Raw genomic sequence first — 16,165 nt, 5'->3', positions numbered from 1 at the left:
CAGCATGCTGATCGATACCCATTGCCATCTGGACTTTGCCGATTTTGATGCGGAGCGCGACGACATCATCGCGCGCGCCCATGCGTCGGGCGTTGCCCAGATGGTGACGATCTCGACCCGTGTTCGGCGTCTGCCGGAACTGCTTAAGATCGTAGACGCATATCCGTCCGTTTTCTGTTCGGTCGGTACGCATCCGAACAATGCCGACGAAGAGTTGGATATTTCAACGGACGACCTCGTGCGGCTTGCCAACAGCCATGACAAGATCGTGGCGATCGGTGAGGCGGGTCTGGATCACTTCTATGATACGCAGAAGCCGGAAGACCAGAAAACCGGCCTGCGGCGCCATATCGAAGCGGCACGCATCACCAAGCTCCCGCTCGTCATTCACAGCCGCAGCGCCGATGATGACATGATCGCAATCTTGCGCGAGGAAAGCGGGAAGGGGGCCTTCCCCTTCATTCTCCATTGCTTCTCAGCAGGTCCCGATCTTGCAAAGGCTGGTGTCGAGCTTGGCGGCTACGTGTCCTTTTCCGGCATTCTGACCTTTCCGAAGTCGCAGGACATCCGCGATATCGCCGCGACAGTTCCCCTGGACCGGCTACTGGTGGAAACGGATGCGCCGTATCTTGCGCCGAAGCGCTGGCGTGGGAAGCGCAACGAGCCATCCTACGTCGTCAACACGGCTGAGGTACTGGCCGAGGTTCACGGCCTCTCCTACGAGAAAATGGCCGAGATCACCACGGACAATGCTTTTCGCTGTTTTTCGAAAATGACAAAGGTCTGATCCTTGGCATTATACCGGCGTCGCTTCACCATTCTTGGCTGTTCGTCTTCTCCTGGCGTTCCGCGCATCAATGGAGACTGGGGTGCCTGCGACCCGACCAACCCGAAAAACAGACGCACCCGTGCCGCGTTCCTGATCGAGCAGATCGCGCCAGACGGCGGTGTAACGACGGTCGTTGTCGATACCGGTCCGGATTTTCGCGAGCAAATGATTGCTGCCGGGGTCAAGACGATCGATGCCGTGATTTACACCCATCATCATGCGGATCATCTGCACGGAATCGACGATCTGCGCGGCTACTTCATCACCTCTGGAAGCCGGATACCGATCTATGCCGAGCCGGACACGATGCAACGCATTCGCGACGGTTTTCCTTACTGTCTTGAGACGCCCGTCGGCAGCAACTATCCGCCGATCATCGAACCCCATCTGATCGAGGATCTGGATCAGGACATCGTCATCGACGGCGAGGGTGGTCGTCTGCGGATCACGCCGCACCTGCAGCAACATGGCGATATCATCTCGCTTGGATTTCGCATCGGGGATGTGGCCTACTGCACAGATGTCAGTGATTTTCCACCAGAATCCGTAGCGAAACTTCAAAATCTCGACACGATTGTCATCGACACGTTGCAGTATCGCTATCACCCCAGCCATCTTTCGCTTGAGCAGTCGCTCGCCTGGATCGAGAAGCTTGGCGCCAAGCACGCGATACTGACGCATATGCACACGCCACTGGATTATGAAACCGTCTTGCGGGAAACGCCGGACCATGTCGAACCCGGCTATGATCAGATGCGTTTCGAGGTGGAATTGGCGGACGAGCGCCTGTAGCTGCAACAGAGGAATGCAATGTCGACCAAGCCCTTCCGCGCCCCCAGCATGGCGAGCTTTTTCGACAATATCCGCAGCGGTCGACTGCGTGCTCTGTTCCGTCGCGGCGAACTTGCGCTCGTCATTCTCGCGATCCTCGTTGGTGCCGCCGCAGGGCTTCTCGTTGCTTTGATTGGCGCGCTGAGCACGGCGCTTCACGTTTTCGTCTTCGGGGTCGAGAGGCTGAGCAGCAGCAATCTCACTGGTTGGACCGTGCTGGCCGGGCCAGTCGTCGGTGGTGCGGTTCTTGGCTTGATTCTCTTCATTCTCTCCCGAACCCGCAAAAAGCCGATGGTCGACCCGATCGAGGCCAATGCGCTGCATGGCGGGCGTCTGTCTTTGACCGACAGTATCATTGTCTGCGTGCAGAACATCGTCTCCAACGGCTTTGGCGCCTCTGTCGGCCTTGAGGCTGGCTATACGCAGGTCGCCAGTGGCGTCGCGTCGAAACTCGGTCTTAATTTGAAGCTGAGGCGAGGGGACATGCGCATCCTTGTTGGATGCGGCGCCGCCGGCGCCATTGCTGCCGCCTTCAACGCGCCGTTGACGGGTACGTTCTACGCCATCGAGTTGATTATCGGCACCTATACCATCGTCACGCTTGCACCGCTGATCGTCTCAGCGCTGGTGGCGAATATCGTGGCAGGTCTCGTTTCACACCATGGCATCAATATCGATGTTGTCGGCTCCAGTACGGTGACGCCGACGGATTATGTGCCAGCCATCTTCCTCGGCGTCGTGTGCGCAGGCATCGGCATCGTTCTGATGCAGGCAGTATCCTTCATCGAGGAGACCGCGCGCAAAAGCGCCATTCCACTTTGGCTTCGTCCAACACTCGGTGGTCTCGTCGTTGGCGCATTGGCACTGATTTCACCGCAGGTGCTGTCCAGCGGCCATGGCGCGCTGCATCTCAATCTCGATGCGAATATTACACTGTTTGGCCTTGTGGGGCTGTTTCTGCTCAAGGCGACGGCCAGTGCGGTCTCCATCGGATCGAGCTTCCGTGGCGGCCTGTTTTTCGCGTCGCTGTTCATGGGCTCGCTACTGGGCAAGATTTTTGCGATCTGCGCACCATATATCGGCTATGGCGCCACGCAACCGGTCGTCTACGCCGTTATCGGCATGAGCGCCTTTGCTGCCGCTATCATCGGTGGCCCTTTGACCATGACGTTTCTTGCCCTGGAGCTGACCGGTGACTTCCAGATCACCGCGCTTGTGCTGGCCGCCGTGATCACCACATCGCTCGTGGTGCGAACCACCTTCGGCTACTCCTTCGCCACATGGCGTTTTCACCTGCGCGGAGAAAGCATCCGTAGCGCGCATGACATCGGCTGGATCCGCGACCTGACCGTTGGCAAGATGATGCGTGCCGATATCCGCAAAGCCAACCTCAGCATGGGCCTTGAAGCCTTCAAGGAAAAGTTTCCGCTCGGCTCGACCCAGCGCGTCATCATGACCCACGACGACGGTCGCTATGCAGGCATGATTCTGGTGCCGGAAATCTACGCCGACCCGATGGAGCGCGACGCTTCGAAGATCGGACTTGAAACATATCTGCATTACAAGAACGACGTGCTGCTTCCGACCATGAACGCGCGCCAAGCCGCTGCCGCTTTCGACAACACCGAAAGCGAAGCGCTGGCCGTCGTCAATGACAAGGTGGAAAACCGGCCGGTGGGACTGTTGACTGAAAGCCACACGTTACGCCGCTACAGCGAAGAACTGGAGATGCGACGCCGCGAGGCTTCGGGTGAGATTTGAGGAGTAGTCGGATGACAGATGTTGAAGACCGTTTCTAGGTGACATCCAAACGCATCAAAATCTCATCGTGATACGTATCTCCAACCTTGAGTGCTTCGGCCTCAAGAGCCCAACGTCTGAAACCGACAGACTCATAGAGGTTTATCGCCGCTCCGTTGTTGGCTTCCACGCAGAGCCTTATCGATTTAACGGAGTGCTCCAGTTCGGATATCGCCGCCATGAGTAAAAGCCGCCCCAACCCACGACTACGCGCTGAAGGGCTGACATACATGCCCCAAATAGAAGCTATGTGTCGCGTCTTCTCAGCTTGAGAGGACTTGATACCAATTGTGCCAACAATAGTCTGTTGATCAGAGAACCCGCCGATAACATAGCCGCTTTCCAGTCTTTTGGCGAAGTGCGGTTCATCAAATTCATTTTCATCCGCCCACGAAGCGCCAAACGCTTCGGGATGCTTGTACAGTGCCTGTAAACGGATATGCCGAAACGCTGGTGCATCCGCCGCACGCAATCGCCGTAATTCGAAGCGTTCCAATACAAACCCCATAGCCTTGACGCCAATTCCGATAAGTATGATCAGATGATCCACGCTCGATTTCAAGGCGGTTCAAGGGGCTATCTGCCTCAGCAGCCACTAAAGAATTGTTTTAGTTCCATAATCTATATTATGCGATCTTCGTGTGTAGCGCCCATCTTGGTAATGCGACAGTTGGGCCGGACAGAAATGCAATAGTCCCCTCTCACTCACGTCGACCAACTCTTCTCTTTATGCGATCGGGACTCAATTTCGGTGATTGGTGACAGAGTGGGATTTTGCGTCAGATATTCGCCAAGTTCTGGGTCTTCCACGTACCTGATTTGCTCGTCACGTATCTCGTATTGATTGTCGAGTTCGACGCGCAGGATCGCTAGTAAGCGGTCCACGTCATCATTAAATCGGTCACAAAGCGCTTGGCTCCACAAGCTTGGATAAGGCGGATATATAGGGTTGAGGTAGCGGGAGTGCTGGAAGTCCAACCGATCCCGAAGAGTTTGAGCGACGTCCGAAAGCTCTAGCGGCGGACGTACACTAACTCTTCCTTCGAGGTCGAAAGTTGAGGCATCAACTGGCCCTACATCTAGACGAGCAAGTGTCGCTTCATCACCAGCCCACAGACAGCCACCAGCACCATAATCGAAGAAGAACCGTAGCACGCCTTTAGACATAGATTTCCTATCGTGAGCTTTATCGATGCCCAGGAAAAAGGTGACTCCGTTTAGCTCGTATCGGACCATCACCGGGTCTGTTGTAGTTTAGAACTGGGATTCAGCGGCAATCACGGGATCTAACGTAGCCTCGGGCTTCGGTCTCGAGATCAATTCCTAGTCTTACAATTTGCTCTTCAGTTACCCTGCTCCAAACCTTTCGCCCCTCGCCTCGCCCTGGCACTCGATGGCGTCTCGCCGAACGCGAGTTTGAAAGACTTGGTGAAATGCGACGGGTTGACGTATCCGACGTCGAAGGCGACCTCGGTGATTTCGCGGTCGGTATTCGTCAGAAGCTCAAAGGCTCGCTCGAGGCGCAGTTGGCGGTAAGCCGCTGCTGGTGGCATTCCTATCGTTATTTCAAAGAGACGTTCCAACTGTCTGCGGGAGAGACCGACGGACTTGGCGAGCCGTTCGGTGTTTATATCGCCGGAAAGGTGTTGCTCCATCGTAATCAGCGAGGCGAGGACACGCGGCTCCTTGACCTGCATCTTCAGGGGCTGACGAGATTGCGGCGCGTTTGAGCTTCGCACCCTATCCATCTGGAGAACTTCCAGCGCATTGCGGGCGGCGTCGCGACCGATGTGACGCTCGACGATGACGTTTGCAAGATCCGCGGAACTGCTACCGCCAGCACAAGACCCTCTTCGACCTTCAAGATGAAACAAGCGATCGGGTCGTACGACGAGATGCGGGAAACGCTCCTGAAAGGCCTGATAATGGAGCCAGCTTACGCAGACTTCGTGGCCGTCAAGCAGCCCTGCTTCGGCCAGAATGAAAGAGCCGGTGCAAACACCGATCATTCTCACGCCCTTGGCTGCTGCAGATTTCAGGAAGGTCATGGTGGCGTGATCGACGGGTTCGGGCACGCGTAGCAAGCCGCCCACCACGACGATGTAATCAAAGTTGGACGGGTCGATGAAGTCACTTGTCGGTGCGATCTGGACACCGCAGCTTGAGGTGATGAGATGCCTGGTACTCCCGAGCACGTGCCAGTCGGCAAACACGCGGCCCGAATGGTCCGTTTCGTCACTTGCCAGCCGCAACGTGTCGATGAACAAGGCAAATGGTGAAAGCGTGAAGGATTTGGCCAGGACAAAGCCCACCTTCAACCGCTTCGCTGGCAAACTATCTTGACGATTTGGGAGGTGCTTCATCTTTGATCCTCCGAAATCTTGTCACATGATCTGAAAGGCCCGTGCAAGCAAATAGTGATGCGGCGCAAAGCGCAGGGCTGCCATGGGACTAAGGTGTTCTGGCACCGTGCGCCTCGGCACGCGGTGCCAGAACGGGCTGTCATTCGGCAATCTTGACCAGCAGCTTGCCAAAATTGCCTCCGGAAAGCATGGCGATAAAGGCTTCGGGCGCCTTCTCCAGGCCCTCCACAATGTCTTCACGGTAATGGATTTCGCCAGCGGCCACACGAGGACCGATCTCCGCCAGAAACTCGTCGAAATGGTCCTTTGCGAATTCGATCTGAATGAAGCCACGCACGAGGATGCTCTGGCGAAGGATGGTCGACATTGTCGCCGGGAGGCGATCCTTATCGCCAGCGCCGGCGCCATTATAGTGTGCGACGAGCCCGCAGACGGGAACGCGCGCAAACTGGTTGAGAAGCGGAAGCACGCCATCCCAGACACGACCGCCGACATTTTCGAAATAGACATCGATGCCATCGGGGCAAGCGGCTTTCAGGTCCGATTCGAAGTTCTCCGAGCGGTGATCGACGACAGCGTCAAACCCAAGCTCGTTTTTCACGAATGCGCACTTCTCCTTGCCGCCAGCGATACCGATGGCGCGGGCGCCGGCGAGCTTTGCCAATTGTCCTACCATCGAGCCCACCGGTCCCGACGCTGCAGCAACTGCGACCGTTTCACCTGCCTTGGGCTGGCCAATGAACTTCAGTCCGGCCCATGCGGTGAAGCCTGGCATACCGAGTGCGCCAAGCGATGTGGTGATCGGCGCGCCGTGGGTTTCGACGCGACGGAGTTGGTCGCCATTGATGACCGCGTGACTGCTCCAGCCTGTCCTGCCGCGGACGATGTCTCCCGGTGAAAAGTCGTTGTGTCTGGATTTGACCACCTCGGAGATCGCCTCTCCCTCCATGACGCCGCCGACGGGAACCGGTGCTGCATAGGATTTCGCGTCGCTCATGCGACCACGCATATAGGGATCGAGGGAGAGATAGAGAGCCTTGACGGTGACGTCGCCCTCGCCTGCCTCGGGAAGTTCGAACGCCTCGGTGCGGAAATTATCAGATCCTGGTTGCCGAGCGGGTCTGCTTGCGAGAACGATACGGCGTGCAGAAGTCATCTGATGCTCCTCTTGTTCAGCATCAGACTTATCTAGGAAGCCCTGCAGCGTTTCCAAGGCGGGGCATAGCAAGCGAGCGCCGCGATTGCTCAAGATTGGCGCAGCGCACGCCAGATGGTTCTGCAGAGCGGGATCGCCAAGAGGAGTCCGATCGTCGCCATAACTCCTGCGACGACCATCGCAAACTTTGCGTCGTAACAGTCGTTTCCATCGGGGCACTGAGATTGCGCCGCAGAGTATGCGGCAAGGCCAACAACGCCAAACAAGCACAGCAATGACACGCCCGCCAATGCAGCAATAATGACAATTAAACTTGGCATGGGTCCCGCGGCACAAAAATCTTCAGACTATATCGACGACCATATCGTGTGCCGCCCAGTTCGCCCATGGTAAAATGGGCGGAATCGGATCGAACTCAAGCGCCAACACACGAGACGAAAGCGGTTACTCCGGGACTGTAAGAACGATCTTGCCGCGGGTGCGACCGGCCTCCGATATTGCAAATGCGTCTCGAACGTCCGCAAAAGGCAAGACCGCATCAATATATGGCGTGACTTTCCCTGCCTCGACCAAGCGGGCAATTTCTTTCAGACTTAGAGCGTTTGGAACGGTGAAGGATCGTTTAGCACTGACGCCGTATTGCTCGGCCTCGTCCTGAGGAAATGCCACGACCGTGATCATCTTGCCGCCCTTCCTCAGGGTTTGTAATGCCCGATGGTAAACCTTACCGCCCATCGTGTCGAGAACGACATCCATGTCGGTGGCAATGTCTTCGAAAGCCTGGCGTGTATAGTCGATGAAGTGATCGGCGCCCAAGTCACGCACGAATTTTTCGTTGCGGCCAGAGGCGACTGCGGTGACGTGAGCGCCGCGAGCCTTGGCAAATTGAATGGCGAGAGAGCCGACGCCACCGGAGCTGTTGGTGATCAGCAGCCGTTGGCCTGCCGAGAGTTTCGCCTCGTCGAACAGTGCTTGCCAGGCGGTTGTCCCGGCCAGCGGGATCGCTGCGGCTTCGACGACGCTCAAGTTTTTCGGTTTGAGCACCAGATGATCTGCGTTGATGACAGCGTATTGCGAAAATGCGCCAGATGGTACCATGCCGAATACTGCATCACCTTTTTGAAATTGACTGACGCCGGCACCGCAGGTTTCTATCGTGCCAACGACTTCGCTGCCTAGCCGTATGGGTAGCGTCATTCCCATCCGTTCACCGGCGCCACCGCGGATTTTCCAGTCGATCGGATTGACGCCCGCAGCGTGTACTTTGACCAACACTTCGCGCACCCCCGGTTCTGGCCGGAGAACGTCTATGACCTCTACGACATCGTTGGAGCCGTATTCCCGGATCAGGACAGTTTTCATTTCCATCTATCAAACCTTGCCTTGATTGCCTTGTATTCCTCATGTTAGCCAACTTCTTCTTCGATGTGGCGCCAAATGGCATCGCGCAAAGGCCAAACAGACGTGCAGCAGCTCTTCACGATTCACCGTGCTTCAAAGCCAAGAGGCGCTGGCTTGCCGCTTCATACGCATGACGAAGCGCAACTGATCTTTGCTGCCTCCGGCATGGTGCAGGTGCATACGGAACGGGGTGTTTGGTTGGTGCCGCCGCAGCTTGTCGGGTGGATCCCTGGGGGTGTCTCTCATCGGCTCGACATCCTGAGCGATGCAGAGCTTTGGTTGGTGCTATTGCATAAGCAGGCATTGCAGGATTGGGCGCCCTCGTCTTTCCCCGATCGCGCCTTCGTTTCGCGGATCGCACCTTTGCTTCGCGCCTTGCTTGATGAGGCCGTCGCTATCGATCCGGCGTCGGACAAGGCCGAGCTCGTCGTCAGGCTGATATTGTATGAACTGACCGCGATGCAGGATGCCCCGACCTTCTTGCCTCTTCCACAAAGTACTCTGGGTCGGCGGCTGGCTGAGATTGCGATCGCTGACCATCGCAACGCTCTTGATCTGAGCGACCTGGCATCGCGCGCTGCGACCTCTGTGCGCTCTGCAAGCAGGCTCTTTCCAACGGAAACAGGGATGACGCTCAAGGCGTGGCGACAACGGGTCCGGATCGTCTGGGCGATGGAGCAGCTTTCTCGTGGTGAGTCGATTGCGCGCGTAGCAACACAGGCCGGCTTTGCCAGCACTGCGGCATTTTCGGCCGCCTTCCGGCAGGTCACATCGATGACGCCGACGGCCTTTATCGGAGATCCGACGTCCGCCTCGTGACGGGCCCTTGCCAAACCTGGCCACAGGTCAAAAGCGGCCGTTGCTGCTTCTACCGTCGCTTATGTCCGCCGAACAATTCTCCGGGATAGTGGCGTTGCTCCACTGGCCAAGCACGCTATGGTGGCCTCCCATTACCTTATAGAACGCTACTCGATCCGATGACATTCCGCAGCCGCCTGATTTTCTACGCCTTGCTGACCTCCCTCACCTCGCTCAGCATCGATGCTTTGCTGCCGGGTCTGAGGCAGATCGGACTGGAGCTCGGCGTGGCGCCGCCACTCTCCACCCATCACGTGATCTCGCTGTTCATCTTCGGCATGGCCTTTGGCGAACTTGTCATCGGCCCTCTTTCGGATGCATTCGGGCGCAAGCAAGCACTCCTCGGCGGGCTTTGCGTCTATCTCCTCGGAACAGTCGTCGCGCTTTTTGCCCAGTCTCTGGAAATGGTGCTCATTGGCCGGTTCCTGCAAGGTGTGGGCGTCTCCGGTCCGAAGATTGCGACCCGCGCCATGATCCGTGACCAGTTCGAGGGCGATGCCATGGCGCGTGTCATGTCCTTCATGTTCACGCTGTTTATCCTGGTCCCAATGCTGGCTCCCGCTCTGGCGCAGGGACTTATCGCTATAGCTGGATGGCGCAGTGTGTTTGTCGCCTATTTCGTCATCGCCGTGGTGCTCGGAGCGTGGGTTGCTGCTCGGCATCCCGAAACGCTGCCTTTGGTACGGCGTATTCCATTTCGGCCGCGCCTGCTGTTCCTGAACGCGCGGCGCATTGTCTCCAGCCCTAGAGTAACGTTGCTGATCATCGCCACCGGACTGGTTTTCGGGGCGCAGCTCCTCTATCTCAGCACGGCTGCGGATCTCTTCTTTGAAGCTTACGGCGTGACTGAGAGCTTCCCGCTGTACTTCGCAGCGCTCGCTCTCGCGGTGGGCCTTGCCTCTTTCATCAATGCGAGGCTGGTCCAGCGCCTTGGCGTGGTCACGATGGCGCGTGCCGGTTTTATTGGTTTAACGGCGGTGTCTCTGTTGATGATGATTGCGACTTTGGGCGCAGAGGGTGTGTTGCCCTTCGCGGTATTCTTGACGCTGCTATCCCTCGCCTTCTTTGCGATCGGTATCCTGTTCGGCAATCTCAATGCATTGGCAATGCAGACGCTTGGAAACGTGGCGGGGTTTGGGGCATCCCTGATCGCGTCGGGGTCAAGCCTCGTTGCCACACTGTTTGCAGTTGGTTTCGGCAGCTTTTACAGCGGCGACACCACTTACCTCGCAGCCGGATTCTTTGCAGCGGGACTGTCTTCACTCGTTCTTGCCGAGATCGCCATCAGAAGACACGAGTTGCCGGTCGTTGGCGTCACCGTGTGACGCGCGCCGTGGTGGGCTTACCGGCTCCCGGGAAACAAAGCGGTGGCAAGTGTCGATGGTGCGGTTCGGTTCAGCTTGAACTCGGATATCACTCGCTCCGCCACGCCGAAGGCCAGATCCCGCTCTATCGACGAGGCATCGATACCAATTGCCGTGACGGTAAATTTCGCCTCGGCGATGACTTCGCCCGTCTGCACCGCCGCTGCGCGCACTACGGCCTTCACCGAGGCACGTTGGCCTAGAAGCAAGGAGCCTTTGGTATAGGATTCGAGCCGGATGGTCAGCACGACGCGGGGTCGCGCACGCACCCTCACCGTGTCGTTGATAGCATTGGCGACCTGATAATGGATCGACTGCATAAGCTCCGGCGAGACATCCGGCCGGGCGGCAACGAAAGCGCCCCGCACGTCATAGATCAGCCGGTCTCGCTCGCCCGTTTCAGGTCCAAGCCTGAAAGACATGAGTGCGAGCGACGCCAGCAAAACCATGCCGAAACGCTTCAGTTGCCGATACAAGAAAGACGCCTCCCCTAAGGTAACCCTCAGGGTGCATCTTCATCCATCGTGGTTAAAAATGCTCTAAGTCGTGACGACGACCTTTACCGCGCTGCAGCGAGGACACGCGCCGCTGCGCGCATGTCGGTGAAGCGCACGGCGCGGCGTTGCTGTGCCTCTTCGTCCTCGCCCCACTGTTCGGCAGTCCAGTCCTCATCCAGATGAGCGAGTGCCCAGACCTCTTCGAGGGATTTCTCCCCTTCGGCCACGGCGAGCGCAAGGAGCGCCGATCCGGTGAGCGTGGTCATGGTGTGGAGAGCCGCAAGCTCGATCGGCGTATCGTATTTGCGCAGAGTGACGGCAAAGGCCGCCACGGCCTCACGCGGTTGCTCCTGGTGCATCACGCCTTCGATCAGGATGAAGCGTGCTCCGAGCGTGTTCGCAGCCCAGTCGATGACTTGGTCCCACTGCTCGCTCTGTCGTTCGACAAGGGCTTCCGGCTCGCCCGCGCGGTAGCACAGGAGGTCGGTGGAAGAGAAGCGAAGGATATCTTCGAAGACTGCCTGTGGATCATTGGCAATGCCATCAATCGCCGTATTGATGTGACGGGAGACCGGCATGGTCGCCGGGTCTACGACGTCGGCCTGCAAATCCCACTCATCGCGCATCAAGACGGCAAGCGCTTTCGTCGGTACGGAAAGTGCATGTTTCGCTGGCGTGCGTAGCGTCTTGCCGTCGAGACGGATTGTAAATGTTCCGTCGTCCAGCTCCTCAACGGTGACATCCTTGTAGAAACGCTTGGGTAGCGGCTTCTGCATCTGGATCTGCGCCCGGCGGATCGGGTCTGGATGGCTCAAGCCCTCCGAAAGATCGTTCAGCAAATCACGCATCTTCTGTCCTTATCAGCCCGGTATGTGGCCGGGAATTTCGCTTGGATGGCTGACGATCGCATCTGCACCTGCAGCCCAGAGCGCGTCGACGGAGGCATAGCCCCAGGCAACTCCGATTGCCTTGGCACCGGCGGCTTTTGCCATCTGCATATCGTAGATCGCATCGCCGATGACGATCGTATCGGCCGGAACCATCCCGGTCTCGTTGCAGCATTCGCTGACCATGGCCGGATGGGGCTTCGAGGGGCAGTCATCGGCCGTGCGCGACACGATGAAATGTTTGCGAAAGCCGTGCGTGTCCATGATGAGGTTGAGGCCGCGCCGGGATTTGCCGGTCACAGCTCCCATCAAGAGTTCTTCCCGCTCGGAGAGCTTCGCGATCATCGCCATGATGCCGTCGAAGACCGGTTCCTGAAAGCCAGCTTCAGCGCGCGTCTCCGCAAAGATCGCCTTATAATGCGCCGTCATGGCCGTCGCCTCGTCATCCACATGCGTCTTGCCCTGCATCCGGGCAATCGCGATGTCGAGCGTCAGGCCGATGATGGACTTCGTCAGCGACACCTCAGGGCGTGGATATCCAAAATGCACAAAGGTGCGCGCCATGACTTCATGGATGAGACCAACACTATCGACCAGCGTGCCATCGCAATCGAAAAGAACAAGCTTCATTGATCGTCCCTGTCACCATCGGCAACGTCGAGGCCGAGAAGATTCCACGTCTGCACCATATGCGGCGGCAAAGGCGCGCTGACGCGGAGGCGTCCGCCTGACGGATGGGGAATGTCGATGTGTCGCGCGTGCAGATGCAGGCGTTTCTGGATGCCGCCGGGAAAATCCCAGTTCGGATCTTCGATATAGTATTTGGGATCGCCGATAATCGGATGGCCCATATGCAGCGCGTGGACGCGCAACTGGTGGGTACGGCCGGTATAGGGCTCCATCTCCAGCCAGGCGAGGTTCTGCGCTGCGGTATCGATCACCCGGTAATAGGAGATGGCGTGGTCGGCACCCTCCTCGCCGTGTTTGGCAATGCGCATGCGGTCGCCATCCGGCGTTTGCTCTTTCACCAGCCAGCTTGAGATCTTGTCCTGGTGTTTGCGCGGCACGCCTTTGACCAACGACCAATAGGTCTTCTTGGTATCGCGCTCACGAAAGGCCGCAGTCAGTTTCTGTGCTGCGCCGCGTGTACGTGCGACGACGAGAACGCCCGACGTATCGCGGTCGAGGCGATGCACGAGACGGGGCTTTTCGCCCTTCTGGCTCGTCCAGGCTTCCAGAAGACCGTCGATGTGGCGGTTTACGCCCGAGCCGCCCTGCACTGCGATGCCGGCTGGCTTGTTGAAGACAAAGACCTTGTCGTCTTCATGCAGCAACATGCGCTTGAGAAGATCGCCGTCTTCCGAATGCTTCAAATCCTTGGAGCCGATGGGACCGCTCTTGACCTTGGCATCGACATCAAGCGGCGGCACGCGGACCATCTGCCCCGGTTGAACCCGAGCATCGGTCTTGACCCGTCCACCATCCACACGAACCTGGCCGGATCGCATCAGCTTCTGCAGCTGGCCGAACCCCAGTCCCGGATAGTGGATCTTGAACCAGCGGTCGAGACGCATTCCGGCCTCGTCGGCCTCTACCTTGATGTGCTCGATACCTGCCATGGCAATTCCAGTCTTTCTTTTCTGATCTGCCGCCTCGTTCCTGTGCGGCCTTTGCCTTGCCTTTAAAACAAAGCGCGGCCCAAGGCCAGCCCGGCGAAGATCGCAGCAAAAGAAACCAGTAGGCTGGCCAGCAGATAGAGCGCTGATAGGCCGACTTCGCCACGCTCGAACAGCACCATCGTGTCCAGCGTGAAGGACGACCATGTGGTGAAGCCTCCAAGAATACCGGTGACGATGAAGGCTCGCATCTCATTGGAAGCGTCGAAGCGGCGCGCGACCATTTCGACCAGAAGGCCGATCGCAAATGCGCCAACGACGTTCACAGTCAGCGTGCCCCAAGGGAAATTCGGCCCGGCAAGACGCGTCGCCCAAAGCCCGACCAGATAGCGGCCGACTGAGCCGATGGCCCCGCCGATTGCGACGAGAAGAATGTTCGACATGCAAAGACGCTCCGGTCCTAATGCTAAACGCTGATGACCCGTCAGCTTTAAGTCATGGCGATGGATTTAGAAATATGCTGGCGACAATCGTCCGGCTCCGTTGATGATTAAAATGCACATCAAATTCAACCTGAAGGTTTAGCCGAAGATAAATCTCGCCCTGTTACATTGCTGTCCATTATTACTATCGAGGTCTGGCAATGTGGCAGGTTTGGTCGGTTTCCGCGAATATCGCGGCGTATGCGTCTGAGGGCGCAAAATCTCCGCAGCGCGCTTCGCGCAAAGCGGAGGTCGAAAAGGCTGCCAAGGAATTGAAGCAGATCACGCGCAACGATGGGTCGGAACATACATTGATGAATTTGACAGCCGCGGCGCCCTCGCTTTCCCTCTTCACATCCGGGCGGCAAAACCCTCAGGCGACATTGGAGCAGGCTCGCCATGCCTATGAGGAAGATTGGGACACCTCCGACTAAAGGCTGTCGCGATCTTTCAGATTCAGTCCTATGCTTCAGGGCAATGCTTTAAGCTTCGGCCTTCGTAACGACGTTCAGATTCCTGTCAGGCAAATCACCCAACCTCTTTTCGTAATCACTGAAACAGAGGTTGATCATGAAGACCCTAGCAAAATTGACGATGGCAGCGGTCGCTGCCTTTACCCTCGCAGCTCCGGCATTTGCCGCAACCGCCATCATGGTTCATGAAGGCGGCGAAGGCGGGCAGCCGATGACGCTGACACTCGATAAGCCCAGCGTCAAAGCTGGAGAAGCCGTCTTCATGGTTCACAACGACGCCGTCTCGGAAGATCACGAGATGGTTCTCGTCAAGCTGAAGTCGCCCGACGAGGCGATCCCGCTCAACACAGCAAAACATCGCATCGATGAAAAGAAGCTGAAGAGCCTTGGCGAAGTGGCGGATCTGAAACCCGGCAAGGACGGCCAGTTGAAAGCCAAGCTGACGCCCGGCACCTACCTGCTCTTTTGCAATATCAAAGGTCACTACGAGGCCGGAATGCAGGCGAAGCTCACGGTTACGAAGTAAGAACGATTTGCGCGTCGATGGCCGTCGAGATGCCGATGCATCCCGGCGGCCATCGTTTGAGAGCCGTCAATTATGATTGTGCTTCGCCTCACCCGGATTGGCGGGTCCGACCGGAAGCTCGATCGAGACCTCTCCGGCCTTCTCGAAAGTCAGTGTCACGGGAACCTTGTCGCCTTCGGCAAACGGCTTCTTGACGTTGAAGAACATGAAATGGAGACCGCCCGGCGAAAGCTCCACCGTCTGACCGGCCGGCACGACGATACCGTCATTCAGCTTGCGCATCTTCATGACGTCATTGGCCATGGCCATTTCGTGAATTTCGGCGCGACCTGCCAGGGGTGACGAGACCGAAACAAGCCGATCGTCAGAGGTGCCCGTGTTGCGGATGGTGACAAAGCCGCCGCCGACTGGCTGTCCGGGCAACATGGCTTTGGTGGATGCTTGAGACAGTTCCAGTTCCCCGACCTTGACCACGCCAGCGGACGCGCTCGTATCTGCCATGGCGCCGTGATCATGGTGCGCATGCCCCTCGCCTTCACCATTCTGCTTGGCCGTGATGCGGATGACCGGTGCGGGATTGTCCAGTGAATGAGGATCCTGGCCCTCTGCCGCTATCTGATCCCAGCTTGCGGTGCCCTTGTCGCCGCAAAGCTGCTTTACCTTGAAGGGAAGCGTCTTGCCTGGCGCAACACCTGCGATCTTCCCCTGGATGTTGAAGGTGTCATAATAATCATCCGGCAGGTTGCCGCTCTTCCAGCGAATTTCGACTGGCCCGCTCGTCACCTCTTTTCCGTGGTTCTTGTAGGTCTTCTGGTAGTCGCCCTTGATGATCTCCAGCTCCCAGCCGGCTTTCGGCTGCGGTTTGGCGGAGATGAAGCCCTCGGGCAAAACGACCTGAACCTCTGTCGTCGCAAGACCGCCTTCACAGCCGTGCGGCACCTGAAGGGCCGCGACGATGGTGCTGTCTTCCTCCGCCGTGCCGTTGACGAAGCTCGTATGGGCGAAGGCAGAGGTGGTCGAGAGGGCGGCTGCGAATGCTGTGAATGCTGCGTGCTTGATGGTTGTCATCTTTCGATCCTTGC

General features: G+C 57.7%; 18 protein-coding genes. 7 read left to right on the top strand and 11 right to left on the bottom strand.

The window, feature by feature from the left end:
* Positions 1–4 precede the first annotated feature (4 nt).
* From ACTJKV_RS10680 to ACTJKV_RS10670, 3 genes are read left to right on the top strand one after another with little or no spacing between them, the layout of a single operon-like run.
* Positions 5–787: a TatD family hydrolase gene (locus ACTJKV_RS10680; RefSeq protein ID WP_274102392.1), complete on the top strand. Its 783-nt coding sequence runs from the start codon at positions 5–7 to the stop codon at positions 785–787.
* A gap of 3 nt (positions 788–790) precedes the next feature.
* On the top strand, positions 791–1,621 hold the full coding sequence (locus tag ACTJKV_RS10675) for an MBL fold metallo-hydrolase (protein ID WP_274102391.1): 831 nt from the start codon (positions 791–793) through the stop codon (positions 1,619–1,621).
* Positions 1,622–1,639: 18 nt separating this feature from the next.
* Entirely contained in the window at positions 1,640–3,421 is a 1,782-nt protein-coding gene (locus ACTJKV_RS10670; protein ID WP_274102389.1) for a chloride channel protein, read from the top strand.
* A 34-nt stretch (positions 3,422–3,455) separates the two neighbouring features.
* On the opposite strand, the gene ACTJKV_RS10665 is transcribed toward ACTJKV_RS10670, so the two are convergent.
* From ACTJKV_RS10665 to ACTJKV_RS10645, 5 genes are all read right to left on the bottom strand, one after another.
* Complete coding sequence (locus tag ACTJKV_RS10665; RefSeq protein ID WP_274102387.1) at positions 3,456–4,010, bottom strand: GNAT family N-acetyltransferase; 555 nt, start codon at positions 4,008–4,010, stop codon at positions 3,456–3,458.
* 155 nt (positions 4,011–4,165) lie between these two features.
* Positions 4,166–4,627, bottom strand: a complete 462-nt coding sequence (locus ACTJKV_RS10660; protein WP_274102319.1) for a hypothetical protein — start codon at positions 4,625–4,627, stop codon at positions 4,166–4,168.
* A 176-nt stretch (positions 4,628–4,803) separates the two neighbouring features.
* Positions 4,804–5,823: a GlxA family transcriptional regulator gene (locus tag ACTJKV_RS10655; RefSeq protein ID WP_440598641.1), complete on the bottom strand. Its 1,020-nt coding sequence runs from the start codon at positions 5,821–5,823 to the stop codon at positions 4,804–4,806.
* Between the two features lie 139 nt (positions 5,824–5,962).
* Positions 5,963–6,979 carry an NADP-dependent oxidoreductase gene (locus ACTJKV_RS10650; protein WP_274102317.1) on the bottom strand — a complete coding sequence of 339 codons (1,017 nt, stop codon included), beginning with the start codon at positions 6,977–6,979 and terminating at the stop codon, positions 5,963–5,965.
* Positions 6,980–7,423: 444 nt separating this feature from the next.
* Positions 7,424–8,347, bottom strand: coding sequence for an NADP-dependent oxidoreductase (locus ACTJKV_RS10645; protein ID WP_274102316.1), 924 nt, complete (start codon positions 8,345–8,347; stop codon positions 7,424–7,426).
* A gap of 147 nt (positions 8,348–8,494) precedes the next feature.
* Between ACTJKV_RS10645 and ACTJKV_RS10640 the strand changes: the two genes are divergently transcribed.
* Both ACTJKV_RS10640 and ACTJKV_RS10635 read left to right on the top strand, forming a co-directional pair.
* Positions 8,495–9,199 carry a helix-turn-helix domain-containing protein gene (locus tag ACTJKV_RS10640; protein ID WP_274102315.1) on the top strand — a complete coding sequence of 235 codons (705 nt, stop codon included), beginning with the start codon at positions 8,495–8,497 and terminating at the stop codon, positions 9,197–9,199.
* 158 nt (positions 9,200–9,357) lie between these two features.
* Entirely contained in the window at positions 9,358–10,563 is a 1,206-nt protein-coding gene (locus tag ACTJKV_RS10635) for an MFS transporter (RefSeq protein WP_274102314.1), read from the top strand.
* A gap of 17 nt (positions 10,564–10,580) precedes the next feature.
* Here ACTJKV_RS10635 and ACTJKV_RS10630 read toward each other — a convergent pair whose 3' ends face one another.
* The 5 genes from ACTJKV_RS10630 to crcB all read right to left on the bottom strand — a co-directional run bounded on the left by ACTJKV_RS10630 (position 10,581) and on the right by crcB (position 14,045).
* A complete protein-coding gene (locus ACTJKV_RS10630) occupies positions 10,581–11,078 on the bottom strand; it encodes a hypothetical protein (protein ID WP_112358342.1) in 498 nt (165 codons plus the stop codon).
* Positions 11,079–11,161: 83 nt separating this feature from the next.
* Positions 11,162–11,947, bottom strand: a complete 786-nt coding sequence (locus ACTJKV_RS10625) for an ATP12 family chaperone protein (RefSeq protein WP_274102313.1) — start codon at positions 11,945–11,947, stop codon at positions 11,162–11,164.
* Between the two features lie 12 nt (positions 11,948–11,959).
* Positions 11,960–12,616, bottom strand: a complete 657-nt coding sequence (locus ACTJKV_RS10620) for an HAD-IA family hydrolase (protein ID WP_274102312.1) — start codon at positions 12,614–12,616, stop codon at positions 11,960–11,962.
* On the bottom strand, positions 12,613–13,605 hold the full coding sequence (locus tag ACTJKV_RS10615; protein ID WP_062425328.1) for an RluA family pseudouridine synthase: 993 nt from the start codon (positions 13,603–13,605) through the stop codon (positions 12,613–12,615). Before ACTJKV_RS10615 ends, ACTJKV_RS10620 begins: the two co-directional genes overlap by 4 nt.
* 62 nt (positions 13,606–13,667) lie before the next feature.
* The gene (gene crcB, locus ACTJKV_RS10610; RefSeq protein ID WP_062598390.1) at positions 13,668–14,045 is read right to left on the bottom strand and encodes a fluoride efflux transporter CrcB; all 378 of its coding nucleotides are present in this window, start codon (positions 14,043–14,045) and stop codon (positions 13,668–13,670) included.
* 200 nt (positions 14,046–14,245) lie between these two features.
* Between crcB and ACTJKV_RS10605 the strand changes: the two genes are divergently transcribed.
* Both ACTJKV_RS10605 and ACTJKV_RS10600 read left to right on the top strand, forming a co-directional pair.
* Positions 14,246–14,518, top strand: coding sequence for a hypothetical protein (locus ACTJKV_RS10605; RefSeq protein ID WP_062425330.1), 273 nt, complete (start codon positions 14,246–14,248; stop codon positions 14,516–14,518).
* Positions 14,519–14,654: 136 nt separating this feature from the next.
* On the top strand, positions 14,655–15,083 hold the full coding sequence (locus ACTJKV_RS10600) for a plastocyanin/azurin family copper-binding protein (RefSeq protein WP_113265805.1): 429 nt from the start codon (positions 14,655–14,657) through the stop codon (positions 15,081–15,083).
* Positions 15,084–15,149: 66 nt separating this feature from the next.
* On the opposite strand, the gene ACTJKV_RS10595 is transcribed toward ACTJKV_RS10600, so the two are convergent.
* Positions 15,150–16,151: a copper chaperone PCu(A)C gene (locus ACTJKV_RS10595; protein WP_274102309.1), complete on the bottom strand. Its 1,002-nt coding sequence runs from the start codon at positions 16,149–16,151 to the stop codon at positions 15,150–15,152.
* Between the last annotated feature and the right edge of the window lie 14 nt (positions 16,152–16,165).

The organism is Agrobacterium sp. 22117 (assembly GCF_052045735.1).
GTDB lineage: Bacteria > Pseudomonadota > Alphaproteobacteria > Rhizobiales > Rhizobiaceae > Agrobacterium > Agrobacterium cavarae.
The sequence above is the reverse complement of the archived record's forward strand: the minus strand, read 5'-3'. Positions and strand labels throughout refer to the sequence as shown.

Excerpts from the sequence above, each read along its gene's own strand:
- ACTJKV_RS10680 (WP_274102392.1), top strand. The coding sequence starts at position 5 with ATGCTGATCGATACCCATTGCCATCTGGACTTTGCCGATTTTGATGCG.
- ACTJKV_RS10670 (WP_274102389.1), top strand. The coding sequence starts at position 1,640 with ATGTCGACCAAGCCCTTCCGCGCCCCCAGCATGGCGAGCTTTTTCGAC.
- ACTJKV_RS10660 (WP_274102319.1), bottom strand. The coding sequence starts at position 4,627 with ATGTCTAAAGGCGTGCTACGGTTCTTCTTCGATTATGGTGCTGGTGGC.
- ACTJKV_RS10655 (WP_440598641.1), bottom strand. The coding sequence starts at position 5,823 with ATGAAGCACCTCCCAAATCGTCAAGATAGTTTGCCAGCGAAGCGGTTG.
- ACTJKV_RS10650 (WP_274102317.1), bottom strand. The coding sequence starts at position 6,979 with ATGACTTCTGCACGCCGTATCGTTCTCGCAAGCAGACCCGCTCGGCAA.
- ACTJKV_RS10645 (WP_274102316.1), bottom strand. The coding sequence starts at position 8,347 with ATGGAAATGAAAACTGTCCTGATCCGGGAATACGGCTCCAACGATGTC.
- ACTJKV_RS10635 (WP_274102314.1), top strand. The coding sequence starts at position 9,358 with ATGACATTCCGCAGCCGCCTGATTTTCTACGCCTTGCTGACCTCCCTC.
- ACTJKV_RS10625 (WP_274102313.1), bottom strand. The coding sequence starts at position 11,947 with ATGCGTGATTTGCTGAACGATCTTTCGGAGGGCTTGAGCCATCCAGAC.
- ACTJKV_RS10620 (WP_274102312.1), bottom strand. The coding sequence starts at position 12,616 with ATGAAGCTTGTTCTTTTCGATTGCGATGGCACGCTGGTCGATAGTGTT.
- ACTJKV_RS10615 (WP_062425328.1), bottom strand. The coding sequence starts at position 13,605 with ATGGCAGGTATCGAGCACATCAAGGTAGAGGCCGACGAGGCCGGAATG.
- crcB (WP_062598390.1), bottom strand. The coding sequence starts at position 14,045 with ATGTCGAACATTCTTCTCGTCGCAATCGGCGGGGCCATCGGCTCAGTC.
- ACTJKV_RS10605 (WP_062425330.1), top strand. The coding sequence starts at position 14,246 with ATGTGGCAGGTTTGGTCGGTTTCCGCGAATATCGCGGCGTATGCGTCT.
- ACTJKV_RS10600 (WP_113265805.1), top strand. The coding sequence starts at position 14,655 with ATGAAGACCCTAGCAAAATTGACGATGGCAGCGGTCGCTGCCTTTACC.
- ACTJKV_RS10595 (WP_274102309.1), bottom strand. The coding sequence starts at position 16,151 with ATGACAACCATCAAGCACGCAGCATTCACAGCATTCGCAGCCGCCCTC.